General features: G+C 72.9%; 16 protein-coding genes. 6 read left to right on the top strand and 10 right to left on the bottom strand.

From position 1 onward, the window contains the following. Positions 1-5 precede the first annotated feature (5 nt). Positions 6-410, bottom strand: a complete 405-nt coding sequence (locus CLT72_RS05865; protein WP_144082202.1) for a hypothetical protein — start codon at positions 408-410, stop codon at positions 6-8. Between the two features lie 47 nt (positions 411-457). On the opposite strand from CLT72_RS05865, the gene CLT72_RS05860 reads away from it, so the two are divergent. From CLT72_RS05860 to CLT72_RS05850, 3 genes are all read left to right on the top strand, one after another. Then, complete coding sequence (locus CLT72_RS05860; protein WP_144082201.1) at positions 458-3,310, top strand: CHAT domain-containing tetratricopeptide repeat protein; 2,853 nt, start codon at positions 458-460, stop codon at positions 3,308-3,310. 65 nt (positions 3,311-3,375) lie between these two features. Further along, on the top strand, positions 3,376-3,813 hold the full coding sequence (locus tag CLT72_RS05855; RefSeq protein WP_101414963.1) for a hypothetical protein: 438 nt from the start codon (positions 3,376-3,378) through the stop codon (positions 3,811-3,813). 168 nt (positions 3,814-3,981) lie between these two features. Then, a complete protein-coding gene (locus CLT72_RS05850; protein ID WP_199184706.1) occupies positions 3,982-5,220 on the top strand; it encodes an IS701 family transposase in 1,239 nt (412 codons plus the stop codon). Between the two features lie 41 nt (positions 5,221-5,261). Here CLT72_RS05850 and CLT72_RS05845 read toward each other — a convergent pair whose 3' ends face one another. From CLT72_RS05845 to CLT72_RS05825, 5 genes are all read right to left on the bottom strand, one after another. Next, positions 5,262-5,627 (bottom strand): nuclear transport factor 2 family protein, encoded by a 366-nt coding sequence (locus tag CLT72_RS05845; RefSeq protein ID WP_101409859.1) that lies wholly within the window; start codon positions 5,625-5,627, stop codon positions 5,262-5,264. A gap of 107 nt (positions 5,628-5,734) precedes the next feature. Next, positions 5,735-6,175: a DUF6194 family protein gene (locus CLT72_RS05840; RefSeq protein WP_101409858.1), complete on the bottom strand. Its 441-nt coding sequence runs from the start codon at positions 6,173-6,175 to the stop codon at positions 5,735-5,737. 195 nt (positions 6,176-6,370) lie between these two features. Then, complete coding sequence (locus CLT72_RS05835; RefSeq protein ID WP_101409857.1) at positions 6,371-7,204, bottom strand: nitroreductase/quinone reductase family protein; 834 nt, start codon at positions 7,202-7,204, stop codon at positions 6,371-6,373. Positions 7,205-7,620: 416 nt separating this feature from the next. Further along, positions 7,621-8,097, bottom strand: a complete 477-nt coding sequence (locus tag CLT72_RS05830; RefSeq protein ID WP_101409856.1) for a DnaJ family domain-containing protein — start codon at positions 8,095-8,097, stop codon at positions 7,621-7,623. Positions 8,098-8,158: 61 nt separating this feature from the next. Then, positions 8,159-8,716, bottom strand: a complete 558-nt coding sequence (locus tag CLT72_RS05825; RefSeq protein WP_101409855.1) for a GNAT family N-acetyltransferase — start codon at positions 8,714-8,716, stop codon at positions 8,159-8,161. A gap of 122 nt (positions 8,717-8,838) precedes the next feature. Here CLT72_RS05825 and CLT72_RS05820 point away from each other — a divergent pair, with 122 nt between their 5' ends. Further along, positions 8,839-9,489 (top strand): LysE family translocator, encoded by a 651-nt coding sequence (locus CLT72_RS05820; protein WP_101409854.1) that lies wholly within the window; start codon positions 8,839-8,841, stop codon positions 9,487-9,489. Positions 9,490-9,572: 83 nt separating this feature from the next. Here the strand turns inward: CLT72_RS05820 and CLT72_RS05815 are convergent, their stop codons facing one another. Continuing rightward, positions 9,573-11,609 carry a beta-galactosidase gene (locus CLT72_RS05815; RefSeq protein WP_101409853.1) on the bottom strand — a complete coding sequence of 679 codons (2,037 nt, stop codon included), beginning with the start codon at positions 11,607-11,609 and terminating at the stop codon, positions 9,573-9,575. A 160-nt stretch (positions 11,610-11,769) separates the two neighbouring features. Between CLT72_RS05815 and CLT72_RS05810 the strand changes: the two genes are divergently transcribed. After that, positions 11,770-14,109 (top strand): TIM-barrel domain-containing protein, encoded by a 2,340-nt coding sequence (locus CLT72_RS05810; protein WP_101409852.1) that lies wholly within the window; start codon positions 11,770-11,772, stop codon positions 14,107-14,109. A gap of 49 nt (positions 14,110-14,158) precedes the next feature. Here CLT72_RS05810 and CLT72_RS05805 read toward each other — a convergent pair whose 3' ends face one another. Genes CLT72_RS05805 through CLT72_RS05795 form a run of 3 tightly spaced genes read right to left on the bottom strand, consistent with a single transcriptional unit; the run spans position 14,159 to position 17,792 of the window. After that, positions 14,159-15,121 carry a carbohydrate ABC transporter permease gene (locus CLT72_RS05805; protein WP_250101052.1) on the bottom strand — a complete coding sequence of 321 codons (963 nt, stop codon included), beginning with the start codon at positions 15,119-15,121 and terminating at the stop codon, positions 14,159-14,161. Then, complete coding sequence (locus tag CLT72_RS05800; protein WP_101409851.1) at positions 15,118-16,128, bottom strand: ABC transporter permease; 1,011 nt, start codon at positions 16,126-16,128, stop codon at positions 15,118-15,120. The genes CLT72_RS05805 and CLT72_RS05800 overlap by 4 nt, the downstream gene beginning before the upstream one ends. Continuing rightward, positions 16,125-17,792, bottom strand: coding sequence for an extracellular solute-binding protein (locus CLT72_RS05795; protein ID WP_101409850.1), 1,668 nt, complete (start codon positions 17,790-17,792; stop codon positions 16,125-16,127). The genes CLT72_RS05800 and CLT72_RS05795 overlap by 4 nt, the downstream gene beginning before the upstream one ends. Positions 17,793-17,982: 190 nt before the next feature. On the opposite strand from CLT72_RS05795, the gene CLT72_RS05790 reads away from it, so the two are divergent. Beyond that, on the top strand, positions 17,983-19,203 hold the full coding sequence (locus CLT72_RS05790; protein WP_250101051.1) for an ROK family transcriptional regulator: 1,221 nt from the start codon (positions 17,983-17,985) through the stop codon (positions 19,201-19,203). The last annotated feature ends 161 nt before the right edge of the window (positions 19,204-19,364 follow it).

Raw genomic sequence — 19,364 nt, 5'->3', positions numbered from 1 at the left:
ATCCGCTACCGCACCCGCACCTGCATGACCTGCCCCTCGGGATCGGCGCGCACCTCGAACGGGCGCTGATCGGCGGTTCCCTCCGCCGACCATGACCGGTCAACCAGTTGCGCCACCTCCAACACCTCGATCGTCGCGTACCCGACCGAGGTGAGGTGACCCGCGATCGCCGTGGCGATGCTGGCGGCCGTCGAGGAGGAACGCCTCGCCAGGAAGCCGCGTGCGCGCAGCTGAAGCGCCACGGCCTTCAGCACGTCGTAGGTGAAGTTCCCGGTCACACCGGCCAGGACGGCGTCACGGAGGAAGTCGGTGACGTCAAGAGTGTGGGCCGCGTCCGACAGTTCATCTTCGGCAACGCCGTCCAGCACCAGGGAGGAACCGTCGTCCAGGGGCACGAACAGTTGCGTCATGCACACATGCTGGCAGACCCGCGCACCATGATCGTAGGAAGGATCGCGTGGAGGCTTACCCGGGACGCGGGCGCGTGTGGTGGCTCGGTTTCTGGCAGACCGCCGAGTACGCCCACTGGTGGCTCAGCGCGGACGTACGCCTGCTCGACAGCGCCGGCCCGCTGGCCGTGGGCTCGGTCGCCCTCGACCGCCTGGCCACGCCACTGGCCGCCCTCTCGGCCTCGCTGCCGGGTCTCGTCGCGAAGGAACGGGCAGCACTCGCCGACGTCGACCGCCGCATCGCGGAGGCACGTCCCCAGCACGACGACCCCGCGTCGACGGCTTCCGCCATCGCCAGGCGCATAGAACTCCTCGGCGAACGGGTCGCCGTGCTCAACGGTGCCGCCCGTCGATCCTGGACCGGCGCGATGGTCGACCCGGCCGCCAACCTCGCCCTGTTCCGCGAACTGGGCGGCATCCTGCTTCCGGAGGAGCTTCGCGATCGGATCCGGACGGCGGACGCACACGACACGACGCTCGTCGTAGCGCCGGGTCCCGGCCTGTCGAGCGTGCCGTGGGAGCTTCTCGTCATCGACGACGAGCACGACGTCCGGCTCATCGAACGCGCGAACGTCCTCGGTGGAATCAGCCCGGCCATGCTGGTCAACCTGGCCAGACCGGCGGCACCCTGGACTGGCGACGGTCCGGCCGTACGGGTCGTCGATCCCACTGCGGCCGGGAGCCGGAACGGTGGCGGGCGCATCTACCCCGACGGGGTGCCCGAGGCGTGGCGCCGCCGCAGCGGCGACACGGACGCGCTGCTCGGCGCGGGTGCGACGGTGGGCTGCTCGCCCTCGGAGCTGGCCGCGGCCCTCCAGTCGCAGACGTGGTCCCGGCTGGTGTTCGTCGGCCACGCCTCGGCCACGGACCCGGCGATGCCGACCTCCGCCGGCCTGGAGTTGGCCGTCGACGGGGAGACCGGGGACGCGCGGCTCACCGCCGGGCAGTGGCTGAGGGAACCCGCGCGGTGGCCCGCCCCACGCCGGGTCGGCTTCGTCGCCTGCCAGTCCGACGACGCCGGGTACACCGAGCAGATCGGTCTCACCCTCGCGGCGATGAATGCGGGTGCGCGCACCGTGATCGCCACCCGTTGGAGCCTGCCGAGCGACGGCTCGGAGCGCCTCGTGGCCGGCGGGGCGCCGATCGGCTCGGCCACGACCGCGCTCGCGCTGGCCGTCGATGCGGTGCTGGAGACGAGCGATCCCGTCGGGGCCATCAGCGAGTGGCAGCGTGACCGACTGAGCTGCTGGCGGTCCGCCAGTGGCGACGCCGCACGCCGCCTGCACGCCCCGTTGGTGTGGTCGGCGTTGGTGACCTACGAGATTCCGGACGCTGCGGTCCGAACGATCCCAGGGGTCGACCACTCCACGCAGCGACGCCTCGACCCGGGGTCACCACGTCCCGACGTCCCCCGGTGGCAACCGGGCGACGACGCCGCCGAGGTGGCGGAGAACAGGTTGGCAGCCGGCGTGGCGGCGTTCGGCCGCGCAGACTGGCCCGAGGCGCGCGAGCACTATCTCGTAGCCCTGGCCGCCTTCGCCGCCCGCAAGGACCTGAAGGGCGTCGCCGACGCCACGACCAACGTCGGCAACGCCGCGTACTTCATGGGCGACCTGGAGGAGGCTGCCGACCGGTACCACACGGCCCTGGCCCTGTACCGGGACCTCGACCTCGATCGGCAGGCGGCCGTCGTCGGGCAGAACCTGGGCAACGTGTCGTTTCAGCGCGGCGAACTCGATGTCGCCGCGCAACAGTACCGGGAGGCCGCCGACGCCCTGCTCAGGGACGGGTTTCGTCGGCACGCGGCGGACACGCTGGTGAACCTGGGCGCGGTGCTGATCGAACTGGGTCGCCCGCGCCCCGCCCTCGAACACCTCGACCAGGCCGGGGACCTGTACCGGGAGACGTGCGACGAAGGCGAACTGGGCGGCAAGCTCGCCGAACTCGACCAGAACACGGCGTTGGCGCTGGCCGGGGTGAAGTCCTTCGAGCGTGCCCGCGCCCATCTGCTCTCCGCCCTGCGGCACTGGCAGACCGACGATCCGTCGCCGGAGCGGGCCGCGCGCATCAACCACAACCTGGGTCTCGTGGCGTTCCGCGCGGGCAACCTGCCGGAGGCGCAGCTCAGGTACTCCCGAGCCCTGGAGCACTTCCACGCGGTGGGCAACGAGCACGAGGCGGCCGACGCCAGGCTCGGCCTGGGAACGGTCGCCCGCAACCGGGGCGACGGGGGCGAGGCCCGGGCGAACTTTCGGCAGGCGCAGGAGCACTACCGCAGGACGGGGCAGTGGCTGGCCTACGCCCAGGCCTCGTTCAACGAGGGGCTGACCTATCCGAGCGACAGCGGCCACAGATTCGACCTGCTGGCAGGCGCGTGGGCGGCGATGCAGTCGATGTCGTGGCGGCTCTCGCACGTCAGCGAGCGGGCCGGCTGGCGCGCAGCCCTCGACCACGCCAACGACGAGGTTCTGGAGTCCGCTCGCCGCAGTGGACGCACGCGTCAGTTCGTCGAGCTGCTCGAGTCGTTGCGGATAGCCGGCACGCTGCGCCGCGCCGCGCCGACACGACCGCCTCCGGCGCACCCGTCAGAGGTCGACCGGGACGCCCCGTTCGTCGAACCACTACCGTCGATGACGCTCTCCGCCGGACCGCTCACGCCCTGGGCGCCGTCGTCAGCCGCCGACGAGGCGCCCTGCGACGCACCACCGTGGATCGACTGCGGCTGGCCACCCACCCTGGTCGGCGTCGTGGCGCGCGCCGAGGAGATCATCGCCGTCGCCGGGGCGACGGCACCTCCCCTACGCCGGGGGACGGTGTCGCTGATCCCGCTGCTGCACCGACATCCGCCTGCCGACCGGTGACGACCAACCAGTTCCCGGACGGCACCGTTACGCGATCCAACCAGACCACGGAGGTGGCTCACCCCATGTTCCCACTCGAGCTGGCGCACCGGGCCAAAGGCACGCCTGTGGAGACCCTGCACAAACTCGTCGAGGCGGCAGGTCTCGTGATCACCGTGCAGGGTCCCGGCGAACTCGGCGAGATCGTCCGCGACATCGTTGCGGCGGCACCCCGCCTCGCCGAGGACCACGAGGTCAGAGCCGACGGCCTGATCATGAGTCGGGTGGGTCTCTACCGCGTCTTCTGGGGCGCGCTGAAGTGGCCCGGCGGAAGTCTGGCCATTCTGGTCCCGCTCTCGCTGCACGACGGACAGGACGTCAGCGAGTGGACCCGGCACTTCATGAACGAGGTGCTCGACCCGGTCCGGGGCCTGTCGCGGCAGGGCTACTCCGTCGGCGGGGGCGGCAACGGAATGGTGACCGAACGGGACTTCTGTCACGCCTTCACGCAGGCTCACACCTAGTACTCCAGCCGGGGATGTTGACCTTGGCTGAGCTGGGGCTTGGTGTGGTGTGTGAACGGGTGCAGCCACCGTCGATCATGGGCGGTTGTGTGGACTGACCATGACGCGGCGGTGGCTGCGGGATACAGGGTAGACGCTCAGCGGTGGCGGGTGTTGTTCGACGGCCTGATGCTGACGGTCGGGGGACGTTTCCGCAGGCCCGAGCCTCGCCGTCGGGTGCGTGACTTCGTCCGGGGCCTGCTGGCGCCGTTACCGTCGAAGAACTGCTGGACGATCGCCGAGCACGCCGGTGACAGCGGCCCGGACGGGATGCAGGACCTGTTGACCCGGATGCGCTGGGACGACGCCGCCGTTCGTGTCGATGTCCGCGAGTTCGTCGCCCAGCACCTCGGTGATACCGAGGCGGTGCTGGTCATCGACGAGACGGGGGACCTGAAGAAGGGCCGGCACACCGTCGGTGTCCAGCGGCAGTACTCAGGCACGGCCGGGAAGATCGAGAACTGCCAGCTCGCCGTGCACCTCGTCTACGCCACCGACACCGCTCACGCGATGCTCGACGCGGCCCTCTACCTGCCGAAATCCTGGTGCGACGACCCCGAACGCCGGACACGGGCCGGTGTCCCCGAGCAGGTGCGGTTCGCCACGAAACCGCAGCTGGCGTCCCGGATGATCACCACCGCGGTCACCGCCGGGCTGCCGTGCGGGTGGGTGGCCGGCGACGAGGCCTACGGCAACGATCCACGCCTGGCCGCCCGGCTACGTCAGCTGCGCCTGGGCTACGTCCTGGCCGTGGCCCGCTCCCACCAGGTCACCACCAGCCTCGGCGTCCACCGCGTCGACGCCCTGGCCACCGGTCTTCCCACCACCGCCTGGCAGCGCATCTCCGCCGGCCGAGGCGCGAAAGGCCACCGCTGGTACGACTGGTCCTACACCGCCCTACCGCACGCCACCGACGCACACGGCGGACACCACTGGCTCCTGACCCGCCGCAACCGCCGCACCGGTGAACTGGCCTTCTACCGCTGCTGGTCACCGCAACCCGTCCCACTCCACCGCCTGGTCACGGTCGCCGGCCGCCGCTGGAAAATCGAAGAATCGTTCCAGGCCGCGAAGACCGGACTCGGCCTCGACCAGCACCAACACCGCCGCTGGACGTCATGGCACCGCTGGACCACCCTGGTGATCCTCGCCCACGCATTCCTCGCCGCCGCGACCGCCAACCACCACCATCAACCGGCCGGGCTGATCCGACTGACCGTCAACGAACTACGCCACCTGTTCCACGTCCTGATCATCGAACCCACCCGCCGCCGAGCGGACCCACTGCTCTGGTCCATCCGCCGACGACGCCACCAAGCCCAAGCCATGACCAGCCACTACACCCGACAAGACCTCACCGAGCCGTGATCACAATCCCCGGCTGGAGTACTAGCCCGCAACGGTCGCGGTCAGCGGTGGTCGTTCTCCTTCAGCTCGATCACCCAGGCGCGCCGCTCGGCGATCTTGCCGTCGCGCATGACGAACACCTCGGCCATCGACATGCGCATCTCCTCGCCGGTGTCTCGGCGCACCGAGCCGACGAGCTCGGCCATGACCGTGTCGCCCTGCTCCACCATGCGTACGACCTCCAGGTGGGGCGGCGGCACGAACCCGGGCCCCTCGATGGCGGCGTCGTAGGCCTCCTTGCCCTTGAGGTGGAAGGCGCCGAACACCGTCCACTCGATGTCGTCGGTGAGGCAGGACAGGATCTGCCCGTGGTCGTTCCTGCGGAAGCCGTCCAGGTAGGTCTCGACGGTCTGCGTGTTGCGTGACATCCGGCGGTGTCCCCTCGTCCTCGGCGGGCCTGCCCGACGGCAGACCCGCCGAAGCTAACCCCGAGGTGCGACAGGCCCGGGCGGGACGCGCCGCCCGGGCGCGCATCTCAGGAGGAGGTCTGCCGCGACCGGTGGTTGGCGTGCTTGCGGGCCGCGAAGGCGTACGCCTCGGCGAGCAGTTGCCGCACCGTGGCCAGGGTCGCCTCGCCGGGGGTCACCACGCACACCCAGTGCTGCGGCGCGTAGACGGGATGCGGCAGCACGGTGTCCGTCACCGTGTGGTCGACGCCGTCGTCGCAGCCGTGCGGGAACAGCCTCGCGTACGCCGAGCGGGTCAGCCCGATGTTGAGCCGCCACGCACCCGGTCTGCCCAGCGCGGAGGCGTCGTCGTAGTGGTCGCCCGTCACGATCGTCGCGAACGGCAGCTGTCGCTCGGCGGGCAGGTCACGGCCGGGGTCGTAGATGTAGAAGGTGTCGCCGTTCGCCTCGAGGGTGCGCACCCCGCCGAAGGTGTCGCGGATGTGGCGCTTCATGTCCCCAACGTCCATGCCTCAATTTTTTCATTGAGATGCTTGTTGAGGCTTCGAGTCAGTCGTGAGGTGCCCGGAGGCCGTGAACCCTCAAATCGGGGCGCAACCGGGCGGCGAACGGCGTGGATCCCGCTCCCGCCCTTAGCCCGCGACGAGGATCGGGTGGGGCTCCGCCCGCGAACCGGGTGCGGTCGCGGGCGGAGCCGCCTGCGATCAGCCGGCGCCGTCGAGGACGGGAATCAGCTGCTCCTCCTCGTACGTCAGGTGGGCCTCCAGCTCGGTGGTGAGGCGCTCGACCTCCCGGCGGGCCTCGGCGGGGTCGGCGTCGGGGTCCCCGACCACCTGCTGCAGGCGTGCGACCAGCGCCGCGATGCGTTGGTGCTCCTCGCGCAACCGTGCCAGGGTCGGGGCGAGGTCGGGGCGCTGCCCGTCCAGGCGGGCGAACATGCCGTCGTCCTCGTTGCGGTGATGATGGTGCAGGCCGTGGCAGAAGGTCAGGCAGTTGACCCGCAGTTGCGCGCCCAGACCCGGACCGCTGCGGGCCACCTCGTCGCGGACCAGCGCCAACTCGCGGCGGAACGCGTCGTGGACCAGTTTGAGCGCCGCTCCCCAGGACGCCGCTTCCGGTGGGCCGCCCGTCACCTGGTGCAACGCCACCACGGGGATCACGCGCGAGGTCTTCGCCTGGTATGCCGCCCACCCCGGATCGGCCTCCACGGCGCGGGCGAAGATCTCGTCGCGTTCGGCGCCGGTCAGCACCTCCGCGCGGGCCTGGTAGGTGAAGACCCCGTCCTCGACGGTGGCGTGCGGGTCGGCGACAAGGTTGTGGTACCAGTCCGGGTGCCTCGGACCGCCCCCGGCCGAGGCGATGACGAGGATGCGTTCCTCGCCGTCGGGCAGATAGCCGACCGGGGTGGTGTGCGGGGCGCCGGAGCGGGCCCCGATGGTGGTGAGCAGGATCAGGCGGGCCCCCTCGAAGGGGCCGCCGACCCGGCCGGAGTTGGCACGGAACTCGTCGATGATCTGCTGGTTGAAGTCGTTGGGCAATGCTCTGCTCTCTGCTCGGGCAGGAGATGCGGCCACGGTGGATCGCCCGCCCGGCGACCGGTGGCGGCGAGGATGTGGGATACGCCGGCGTGCGACCGGCGTGGACGGCGCAAAGGCGTGTGAGGGAAACGCGACGCGGTGGACGTGGCGTCGACACCGGCGGATGCGGGGCGTCGGCGGGCCGCGGGCCCGCCCCCGGCTCACCTGCCGGCCGGGTGCCCTGTCCGCTCGTGGCCCATGGCCGACCCGGCAGTCACGATTGCGACCCTAGTGCCGCTGCCGGCGGCCGGCAAGCGCCATTCGGTCCCGGGTACGGAGTTGGACGAGCCGGGTCGGGCGACCGAGGGTGACCGGCAGAGCTGCCGGACCACCGCCGCGCACGTGGCGCACGACCTGCTGGCGTACGCCGGCCAGGGTCAGCGGGCGATCCGACGCCGCCAGGGTGGCCGCCAGCCTCGCTGGCGCGGTGCGGCCGGCGCGGCCGGCGGTGCCGGCGCCGTTGCGGCAGCGGTCTCCCGCCCGGCCCGCCAGCGGCGGACCACCTCGTCGGCGTCGACGGGACGCACCGCGACCCGGGGGCCGGTGGGCGTACGCAGCCACGCGAGGATCTGGGCGTTGAGGTCGGCGACGAAGGCGCGTACGGAGGCCTCGGTCGGCAGGTCCCGCACCTCGTCGGGCACCTGCTCGATGCGGCGGCGCAGTTGCAGGGGCGTCGGCAGCAGCAGATCGGTGGGCAGTTTCTCCCGCTCCAGGAAGCTCTTGATCCACCACGACTCGTCGTACGGCTGGCCACGGCCGGGGATCGGCTTGCCCATGCCGGGCAGGTTGTCGAACTCGCCCTGCTCCTGCGCCGCGCGGATACGCGCCTCGACCGTCGCTTCCCAGCTGTCCACCCGCCGACACCTCCCCGCTCCACGGTAACGCGGCCCACCCCGCCGGGACCGACGCGACGAGTCAGCGCCCGGGCCCGGGCGGGCATTCCCGGGCCCAGCGGGCGTGCCGGTGGCCGTCGCGGGGGAACGGCGGGCGGGCCGGCAGCACCTCCTGGAAGCGGTAGCCGGCCTTCTCCGCGACGCGGCAGGACGCCGGGTTGTCGATCTGGTGCAGCAGGTCCAGCCGGCGCAGGCCGGCGAACCGGTCGAACGCCCACTCGGTGACCGCCGTCAGGGCGTGCGGGGCGACGCCCCGACCCCGGGCGGGCGCGGCCGTCCAGTAGCCGACCTCGGCGTCCCCGCCACCCCGCGTGACGCTCTTGAGGACCACCTGCGCCACCAGGGTCTCGCCGGCGGGCCGCGGCTCGAGCACCGCGAAGCTGAAGCGGCGGCCGTCGGCCCAGTCCCGGCGTGCCGCGGCCAGGAACCGGCGGGCCTCGGTGACGGTGGTCACCGGCGCCCGGGTCCAGCGTCGCAGCACCGGGTCGCGGTACGCGGCGATCAGCGCGTCGGCGTCGTCGTCACACCAGGGTCGCAGCAGCAGTTCCGGCAGGGTCGCGGTGGCCGACGCGCGCAGCATCGGCCCAGTGTGCCCGTTGCCGCGCGAGCGGTGGGGGCGGGCGATCGCACGCCGGGGCGCGCGGATACGGGTCCTCGGCGCGGCGGCGTACGGCGTAGGGTCGGGGCGGAACGGGGGGCGACATGGTCGGTACGGGTGCGCTGGTGGGTATCGCGCTGGTGGCGCTGGGGATGGTGCTGACCCCCGGCCCGAACATGGTCTACCTGGTGTCGCGGTCGGTGACCCAGGGGCGACGGGCGGGGCTGGTGTCGCTGCTCGGCGTCGCCGCCGGATTCGGCGTCTACCTGGCCGCCGCGGTCGCCGGCATCGCCACGGTGTTCGTGCTGGTGCCCGCCCTCTACACGGCGGTCAAACTGGCCGGCGCGGCGTACCTGCTGTGGCTGGCCTGGCAGGCGCTGCGCCCGGGCGGGCAGTCGCCGTTCGCCCCGCAGCCGCTGCCGCCGGACGGGGCGCGGCGGCTGTTCACGATGGACCTGGTCACCAACCTGCTGAACCCCAAGATCGCGATCCTCTACGTGTCGCTGCTGCCGCAGTTCATCGACCCGGCCCGCGGTCACGTGGCGGCGCAGAGCCTGCTGCTGGGGTCGACCCAGATCGCGGTGGCGCTGACGGTGAACGGGTTGATCGTGCTCAGCGCCGGCTCGCTCGCCGGGTTCTTCGCGCGCCGGCCGCTCTGGCTGCGGGTGCAGCGACTGGTGATGGGCACGGTGCTGGCGGGGCTGGCGGTGCGCATCGCCGCCGACCGCTCCCGCGCCGCCGTCGCCCTGCCCTGACTGTGCCCGCCCCGGGCCCGCCGCCGACGGCGCGGCGGACACCCGTGCGCCGGGACCGGCGTCGGTAGTCGCCGACCGGGTGGTCAGCCGTCGGCGCGATCCGGGGCGCCACGGCGGCCGGCGGCGTCGCTCTCCCGGAGCACGGCGGCGCCCCCGGCGGGCAGGTGCACCTGTGCGTCGACCGTCGCGCCGGTGAGCAGGTCGATTCCGGCCGCCGGGACCCGCTGCGGCCGGTCGGTGTGGTTGAGCAGGAACAGCCAGCTCGCCCCGGCGCCGCGTCGGCGGACCGCCTCCACCCCGGCCGGGGCGGTCGGGCAGACGGGTGACGCGCCGGCCGCCCGCGCCGCGTCCGACAGCAGCCGTCGATAGGTGACGTCGTCGGGTCGGGTGGACAGGTACCAGGCCGTGCCGGCGCCGAAGCGGTGGCGGGTCACCGCCGGCAGCCCGGCGAGCACGCCGTCGGCGTACGTGTCCACCGGCTGCGCGCCGGCGAGGCGTACCGTCTCGGCCCACAGGCGGCCGGTCCCGCCGCCCGACAGGGGCACCGTCTGGGCGTCGGCGAGCGGGTGCAGCTCCTCGACCCGTACGCCCAGCACGTCGCGCAGCGCCCCGGGGTGCCCCCCGAGGCGCACGCGGGCGTGTTCGTCGGCGACCCCGCTGAGCCACGTCACCAGCAGGTGGCCGCCACCGCGCACGTACCCGCCCACCCAGTCGGCGGTGGCGTCGGAGGCCAGGTAGAGCGCCGGCAGCACCAGCAGCCGGTACGCGTCGAGCCGGTCGCCGGGCAGCACCACGTCGCACCCGAAGCCGGCCCGCCACAGCGCCCGGTGCGCGGCGGACACCTCGTCGCGATGGTCGAGGTGCGGCGACGGCATCCCCGGGTGACCCAGGGCCCAGCCGCTGGCGGCGTCCCAGGCGATCGCGACGTCGGCGTCGACGGTGCCCTCGTTCGCCTCCGAGATCCGCTCCAGCGTCGCGCCGAGGTCGACGGCCTCCCGGAACACGCGGGTGTCCGGGCCGGCGTGCGGCACCAGGGCGGAGTGGAAGCGTTCCGCCCCGCCCGCCGGGGCCCGCCACTGGAAGAACATGACCCCCCGCGAGCCACGCGCGACGTGCGACAGGCTGTGCCGGGTCATCCGGCCGGGTTCCTTGGCGTGCATCCGACCGCCGGTGTGGATCTGGTTCGGGGCGCTCTCCATCAGCAGCCACGGCGCCGACCGGTCGCCGCCGGCGCCGTGGCGGGCCCAGCCCCGGGCCAGGTCGGCGGCGAGGGCGCTCTGTTCCTCGGCGCCGCCGTCGACCGCGTCCGGGTAGTGGTCGATCGCCACGATGTCCACCTCGGCGGCCCAGCGGGCGTGGTCGACGGGCACCCAGTCGCCGAGGACGTGGTTGGTGGTGATCGGGATCGCCGGGTTGGCGGCGCGCAGCAGGTCGCGCTGCTCGGCGTACGCGGCGAGCAGCGTGTCGGACCAGAAGCGGCGGAAGTCCAGCAGGTGTCCCGGGTTGGCCAGGTACTGCGTGGCGCGTGGGGTGTCGACCTGCGACCAGTCGGTGTAGTGCTGGCTCCAGAAGCTGGTGGCCCAGGCGGCGTTGAGGGCGTCGAGGCCGCCGTGCCGCTCGGCCAGCCAGCGCCGGAACGCCCGTGCGGTGTGGGCGCAGTGGCAGGTGGTGCCGTACTCGTTGTGCACGTGCCACAGCGCGAGGGCCGGGTGGTGGGCGTAGCGCTCGGCGAGGACGGCGGCGATTGCCCGGGCGGCGGCCCGGTAGGCGGGCGCGGCGGCGCAGTAGGTGTCCCGGCTGCCGTGGTGCAGGCGTACGCCGTCGGCGGTCACCGGCAGCGCGTCGGGGTGCGCCAGCGAGAACCAGGGCGGGGGCGACGCCGTCGGGGTGGCCAGGGCGACGGAGATGCCGCCGTCGTGCAGCAGGTCCAGCACCTGGTCGAGCCAGTCGAAGGTGTGCCGGCCGGGCTCCGGCTCGAGCCGCGACCAGGCGAACACTCCGACGGTGACCAGGTTGACCCGGGCGCGGCGCATGAGGGCGACGTCCTCGCGCCAGATCTCGGCCGGCCACTGCTCGGGGTTGTAGTCGCCGCCGTAGCGCAGCGCACCGGCACCCCACATCGCCCACCGCCAATTTGTTGGAGAGGCATCCAAAATATGGATCTGGTTTTCGCCTGTCAACGGCGAGGCGGCGGTAGCGCAGCGAAGGTCATCGTTGACAGTTAGTTGGGAAGCCAAAGAAACTGGCGAGGCCGTCGGAACCAGCCTGGAGGAGACCCCGATGCCCTACCGACCGCCGTTGGTGCCGTACGAGACGTTCGTGGCCGACCCACCCGACCTGCCGGTGCGGGGTCCCGGCGAGGACGGGGCCGCCGTGGTCGGCCGGGCCGAGGTCGTCGCGACCGGCCCGCACGGGGTGACGTTCAAGGCCGCGCTCTCCGACGGCGCGAGCATGGCGCTGCGCGTCGACGCCGCCGGCGAGGGGGTCATCCGCGTACGCCTGGCCGACGACCCGCAGGCGCGCAGCCGCAGCGCCCGGGCGCTGCCACTGGTGCACCCCGGCACCCACCCCGCCACCGTCACCGTCGACGACGCCCACGTCCGCGTCGACGCCGGCGCCGTGGTCGCCGAGATCCGGCTCGACCCGTGGCACCTGCGTTTCCTCGGCCCGGACGGACGGTTGCTGCTCGAGCAGGACCGGGGCACCCGCGACATCAGCGGCCGGCGGCGCACCCTGCCGTTCGGCCGCTCCACCACCGACGGCACCCCCGGTGCCTGGCACGAGAGCTTCGTCGCCCCCGGCGACGAACGCTTCGTCGGCTTCGGCGAGAAGTTCACCCCGCTGGACAAGCGGGGGCAGCGGGCGCTGATGTGGAACTTCGACGCCTTCGGCGGCGAGTCCGACCGCTCCCACAAGAACGTGCCGTTCTACCTGTCCGACCGGGGCTACGGGGTGCTGGTCGACAGCGGGCTGCCGGTGCAGTTCGACGTCTGCCAGTCCACCCACAGCAGCGTGCAGCTCCTGGTGCCCGACGACCTGCTCGACTACTACGTGCTGGCCGGCCCGACCCCGGCCGAGGTGCTCGACCGCTTCGACCGGCTCACCGGCCGGCCGTACCTGCCGCCGAAGTGGGCGTTCGGCGCCTGGGTCTCCTCCGGCTTCTTCCCCGACTCGCAGGAACGGGTGCTCGAACGGGGCCGCCTGCTGCGCGAGCGGGGCATCCCGTGCGACGTGCTGCACCTGGACTGCTACTGGCAGGTCGCCGGCCGCTGGTCGGACCTGCGGTGGGACGACGAGGCGTTCCCCGACCCGACGGCGATGCTGCACACCCTCGCGGGGCAGGGCTTCCGGGTCTGCCTGTGGATGAACCCGTACCTGATGACCGACAGCCCGCTCTACGCCGAGGCGGCCGAGGCCGGCTACTTCCTGCGCCACGCCGACGGCAGCCCGTACGTCGCCGACGTCTGGCACGGCAGCCACCCGGCCAGCGCCATCGTGGACTTCACCAACCCGGCCGCCGTCGAGTGGTTCGCCGGGCTGCTCCGGCCCCTGCTGGAGCAGGGGGTGGCGGTGTTCAAGACCGACTTCGCCGAGGGCGTGCCCGTCGACGCCGTCGCCCACAACGGCATGACCGGCGTCGAGCTGCACAACGTGTACGCGCTGCTGTTCAACGACGTCGTCGCCCGGGTCACCGAGGAGGTCGCCGGGCACCGCACCGTGTGGGCCCGCTCGTCGTACCTGGGCGGTCAGCGGCACAGCGCCCAGTGGAGCGGCGACGTCAACGCCACCTGGCCGGGGCTGGCCAGCACGCTGCGCGGCGGGCTGTCGCACGGACTGTCCGGCGTGCCGTTCTGGAGCCACGACACGGGCGGCTTCCACGGCACCCCGACGCCGCAGCTCTACGTGCGCTGGACCCAGTTCGGCGCGCTGTCGCCGCTGGTGCGTCTGCACGGCACCACCAGCCGCCTGCCGTGGGACTTCCCCGCCGAGACCGAACGCGACGCGGTCGCCGCCCTGCGGCTGCGCTACCGGCTGATGCCGTACCTGTGGTCGGTGGCGGTGCGCGCGGCCGCCGACGGGGCGCCGATGATGCGCGCGCTGCTGGTGGACACCCCCGACGACCCGACGGCCTGGACCACCGACCTGCAGTACCGCCTCGGCACCGACCTGCTGGTCGCGCCCGTCACGGACCCGTCCGGGCGGCGCGACGTCTACCTGCCGGTGGGCGACGACTGGATCGACGCGGCCACCGGCGAGCGGCACCCGGGCGGGCGGCACCTGCGGGTGGACGTACCGGCGTACCGGCTGCCGCTCTACGTCCGCCACGGCGTGCTCGTACCGGTGGTCGCGCCGGGCGACACGGTGGGCGACGGGCCGTTCGCCGACGTCACGATCGTGAGCTGGGGCGCCGTCGACGCCCGCGCGGTGCTGCACGACGTCGACGGCGACACCGTCGTGACGGCCGTACGCGACGGCGGCACCCTGCGCGTGGACACCGACGGACCGCTACGGGTGACGCGCGTCAGCGTGGCCGGCGCGGACACCCCCGACCGGCTGCTGCTCAACGGCGAGCCGGTGCCCCCGGCTCCCTTCGACGCGTGGCTGCCCGATCCCACCTGAGGTGCGGCGGCGCCCGACCCGCCACGGGTCGGGCGCCGCACGGGACCACTCAGCCCTTCACCGCGCCGGTGATGACGCCCTTGGTGAAGTGCCGCTGCACGAACGGGTAGACGACCACCGCGGGGATCACGGTCACCACCACCACCGCCATCTTCACCGCCAGCGTCGGCGGGTACGCGGTGACGCCGGGCAGGCTGACCGCCGCCCCGGACACGTTCGGCGACTGCCCGGCGAGGATGTAGCTCTGCAACACCCGTTGGATCGGGAACTTGTCGTTGTCGTCGATGTAGAGCACCGCGTTGAAGTAGGCGTTCCAGTAGCCGACCGCGTAGAAGAGGCCGACGACGGCGATCACCGCCCTGGACAGCGGCAGCACGATGCGCAGCAGGATGTGCAACTCCCCCGCCCCGTCGATGCGGGCGCTGTCGAGCAGCTCGCCGGGCACGTTCATGAAGAACGCCCGGATCACCACCAGGTTGAACACGCTGATCGCGCTGGGCAGGATCAGCGACCAGATGCTGTCCTTGAGCCCGAGGCCGGTGACCACCAGGTAGCTGGGCACCAGGCCGGGGAAGATCAGGAAGGTCAGCAGGAAGAAGAAGAGCAGCCCCCGGTGCCCCACGGACCCGGGTCGCGACAGCCCGTACGCGGCCAGCACGGTGAGCACCAGACTCACCGTGGTGCCGAGCACCGTGACGAGGGTGCTGATCCACACCGCCCGGCTGATCTGGCCGCCGCTGAAGATGGTCACGTACGCCGACGGGTCCATCTCGCGGGGCACCATCACCATTCCGCCCGCGGCGTCGATCGTGTCCCGCGAGGCGAGGCTGGTCACCAGCACCGCCCACAGTGGCACGAGCACGGCCGCGACCAGCAGCGTGAGCACCACCGCCTTGGCCACGGTGCCCGGCACCGTGGGTGGCTCCTCCCAGGCGGGGCGCCGCGACCGTCGTCGCGGGTGCGGATCCGGGCGGGTCGGCGCCACCGCGGCGCCACCGAGTTGCGCGGTCATGACTTGGCGTACACCCCCTGCTCGCCGAGCCGGTGCGCCACCTTGTTGGCGGTGAGGATGAGCACCAGCCCGATGACGGCCTTGAACAGCCCGGCGGCGGCGCCGAGGCCCCACTGCTGGGTGCTGATCGCCTGGTGGTAGACGAACGTGTCCAGCACCTCCGCGGCCTCCCGGCCGACCGCCTCGCGTTGCAGGATGAACTGCTCGAAGCCGACCGACAGCGCGTCACCCAGGCGCATGATGAGCAGCAGCACGATCACCGGGCGCAGGCCCGGCAGGGTGATGTGCCACAGCCGCCGCCACCGGCCCGCGCCGTCGGCCGCCGCCGCCTCGTAGAGGTTGGGGTCGATCGCGGCGAGCGCGGCCAGGAAGACGATGGCGCCCCAGCCGATGTCCTTCCACACCGCCTCGGCGGTGACCAGCACGATGAAGGTGTCCGGGTTGGTCATGACGTCGAACGGCTGCATGCCGGCCTCGCGCATCTCCTGGGCCAGCAGCCCGGCCCCGCCGAGCATCTGCACGAAGAACGTGACCACGAGCACCCAGCTGAAGAAGTGCGGCAGGTAGACCACGCTCTGCACGAAGCCGCGCAGCCGCGCGGAGACCAGGCTGTTGAGCAGGATGGCCAGCAGGATCGGCAGCGGGAAGAAGAAGACGAGCTGGAACGCGGTGATGGTCAGGGTGTTGCGCACGGCGTCCCAGAACAGCGGGTCGCCGAAGAGCGCCTCGAAGTTGCCGAAGCCGATCCACTCGCTGTGCCAGAACGCCTCGACGGGGTCGTCGCCGACGAACGGGTTGTAGTCCTGGAAGGCGATGACGTTGCCCAGCGTCGGCAGGTAGTGGAAGACCAGCAGCAGCGCCGCCGCCGGCGCCGTCATCGCCAGCAGCGGCCAGTCCCGGCGCAGCCGGTCGCGCAGGCCGCGCCGGGCCCGCACCGGGGGCGTACGGCCGGCGGGCGGGGCCTGGCCGCCGGGCGCCGGGGCGTCGGTGGTGACCGGGGCGCTCATCGGCCGTTGTCGGCGAGCGCCTTCTCGTGGAACGCGCGCCCCTCCTCGCCACCGGCGGCGAGGAACTCCTTGCGGACCTGCGCCAGGTCGCCGACGGGACGGCGGCCCCGCAGGATGTCACGGATCTTGTCGTCGGTCGGCTGGATGATCTTCGACCAGTTGGCGGGCAGCTCCAGCTTGATGCCGGCGAACAGGTCCTTCTCCATGAGGGCGATGTTCTTCTGGTAGTAGCCCAGGTAGTCGCGTACGTAGTCGGGGGTGTCGCCGCTGCGCACCTTGACCGGGACCCGGCCGCCGATGTGGGTGTACTGCGCGCCCAACTCCTTGCGGCCCAGCTCGGTGGGGACCGGGCTGCCGTCGGCCGCGCGGGTGAAGTGCTTGCCCTCCACGCCGAACTCGCGCAGCTCGAACTCGCGGCTGCCGAAGGGTGCGGCACACCAGTTGAGCACCCGCAGCAGCTCGTCGACGCGCTCGGGGCCCAGGCCCTTCTTGACGAAGGTGAAGAAGATGGGCTTCTCGCTGCCCCAGACGACCGCCTGCGCCCCGGCGACGCCGAAGACCGGCAGCGGCTGCATGTCGAAGCTCGGCAGCTGCTTGACCCGCTCGCCCTGCATGCCCTGCCAGGCGCCGAGGCCGTCCTGGTACATGAGGATCTTGCCGGCCTTGAACAGCTGCTTCTCGTCGGCGCCCTTGCTGGCCACGGTGTCGGGGTGCACGAGCCCGTCGGCGAACAGCTTGGCGGTGAACTCCAGGGCGGCGGCGAAGGCCGGGTTCTCGAACTTGTGCTCCAGGCCGCCGTCGGGCTTCTTGCGCCAGGTCTGCTGGCAGCCGAAGAACTGCTGCACCATCTCGAAGACGCTGCCGAAGGCCCACACCCCCTTGGCGGGGTCGGTGGCCTTGCGGCCGAACTCGTGCAGCTCCTCGGGGGACGTCGGCGCCGCCAGGCCGGCCGGGGCGAGCAGGTCGGCGCGGTGGAACAGGGCGTACGCGAACGGCCCGTCGGTCGGGAACGGCACCGCGTACAGCCGCCCGCCCCAGACCGAGTACTCCCAGGCGCCGGTGGGCAGGGCGGCCAGGTAGGGGTACTTCGCGGCGGCGTCGCCCTTGAGGTGGTCGGTGAGGTCCTCGAACAGCGCCTTGACCGCGTCGGAGAATCTGGCGACCTTGTCGACCTCCCAATTGGGCGCGCTGAGCAGGTCCGGCACGTCGCGGGCGCCGAGCATCGCGTTGAGCTTGTCGGCGTACGTGCTGCCGTCCTGGAGGCTCGGGTGCACCTCGACGCCCAGCCGGGCGTTGACGGCAGCGAGGTAGGAGTTGCGGCCCACCGTGGGCGGGGCGGGCCCCCACCACGGGCTCATCGTGCGGATCGGCGCGCCACCCCGGCCGGGCTGCTCGGTGACGGCGTCGACGAGGGTGCGGGGATAGCTGAGGTAGCCGTCGGGGATCGGCCCCTGCCCGGGGATGTCGGGCGGGAGCAGCTGGGCCGGCTTGTGGGTGGGCAGCGCCGCGCGGATGGCGTCGGCCTTGGTGGCGCTGCCCCTGCTGCCGGCCTGCTTGCTGCAACCGGCCAGGGTGGCGCCGCCCATCGTCGCGGCGGCGCCGAGGCCGAGCAGGCGCAGCAGGGACCGGCGGTCGGTGGATGCGCCCGGCGGGGACGGCTTCACGGCGCACTCCCTTCGTCTTCGGTGGCGGTATCGCGGACCGCGCGGGTGCGGCTAGAATTAGTTGGGGTTCTAGCCGAACAAACTAATCGACGGTGATCCGTCCCACAAGACAGCGGCCACCGCGACGTACGCGATGATGGGGCGCGGCACCACCGGGATCTCGCACCGTCGCCCAAGGAGCGGACAGATCGTGATCAGCAGCCACAACGAACCGCGGCCGAGCGACCTCGGCGACGTCCGGACGGCCAACCGTGCCGTCGTGCTGCGCCACGTCCGCCGGCACGCACCCTGCTCCCGCGCCGACATCGCGGCGCACACCGGGCTGAACAAGGCCACAGTGTCCAGCCTGGTCGGTGAGCTGGTCGAGCGGCGACTGCTGCGCGAGACCGGGCTGACCGAGAACCGGGTCGGCCGCCCCGCGACGATGCTCGTCCTCGACGGCGCCCCGTACGCGGCGCTGGGCATGCAGATCGGCGCCGACGAACTGGTGGTGCTCGCCACCGACCTGGCCGGCACCCGCCTGCTCACCTGGCGACGGGCCTTCGCCGCGCCGTCGTCCTCCCCCGCCGAGACCGTACGCGCGCTGGCGGCCCTGGCCCGCCGGGCGATCACCCGGCTGACCGGGCAGGGCCGCCGCGTCCTCGGCTTGAGCGTGGGCGTGCCCGGCCTCGTCGACGCCGACGGCGCCGTGCCCCGGGCCACCGCGCTGGGCTGGCAGGACGTGGCTCTCGCCGCCGACCTGCGCGCCGCGCTACGCGAGCCCGACCTCGCCGTCGACGTCGACACCGACGCCAACCTCGCCGCCCTGGCCGAGCACCGCCACGGCGCGTACGCCGGCACCTCCCACCTCGTGCACCTCACCGGCGGCGCCTCGGTCGGCGCGGGGATCGTCGCCGACGGCCGGCTGCTGCGCGGCGCACGGGGGTTCGCCGGCGAGGTCGGGCACCTCACGCTCGACCCGGCCGGCCCCGGCTGCGCCTGCGGGCGGCGCGGCTGCCTGGTCGCGTACGCCGGGCTGCCGGCGGTGGTCGGCCGCCTCCTGCCCGACACCCGACAGGACGGGCCGGTCACCGACTTCCTGCCCGAGATCGAACGGATCCAGGCGCTGGCCCGCCAGGACGACCCCGCCGTCCTGGCCGGGCTGGCCGACGTCGGCTGCCACCTCGGGCACGTCGCGTCCGTGCTGGCCAACCTGCTCAACCCGCAGGCCGTCGTGGTCGGCGGGCACTTCGCGACCCTGGCCCCCTGGCTGCTGCCGGCGGCCCGGGCGGAGTTCGCCGCGCGCACCCACGCCCCGACCGCGGGCGGCTGCCTGCTCGACGCCTCCACCCTGGACTCGGCGGCCACCGCGCTCGGTGGCGCCACCGCCGCGCTCGCCGCCGTCGAGTCGGGACGGCTGCCCGCCGCGTGATGCCCGGGCCGGCCGGGCCTTGACCGCCACCGGCCCGGGGTGCCAACCTCGAACCGCCGCCTCGTGGTTCGGGCACCCGGGCGGCATGTCTCGGGCAGTCGTCGAAGCGCTTCACCGCTTCCGGGCCGGCGACCGCCATCCCCCCTCACACCGCGACGCCG

The sequence above is a fragment of the Micromonospora sp. CNZ309 genome (assembly GCF_002846525.1).
The sequence above is the reverse complement of the archived record's forward strand: the minus strand, read 5'-3'. Positions and strand labels throughout refer to the sequence as shown.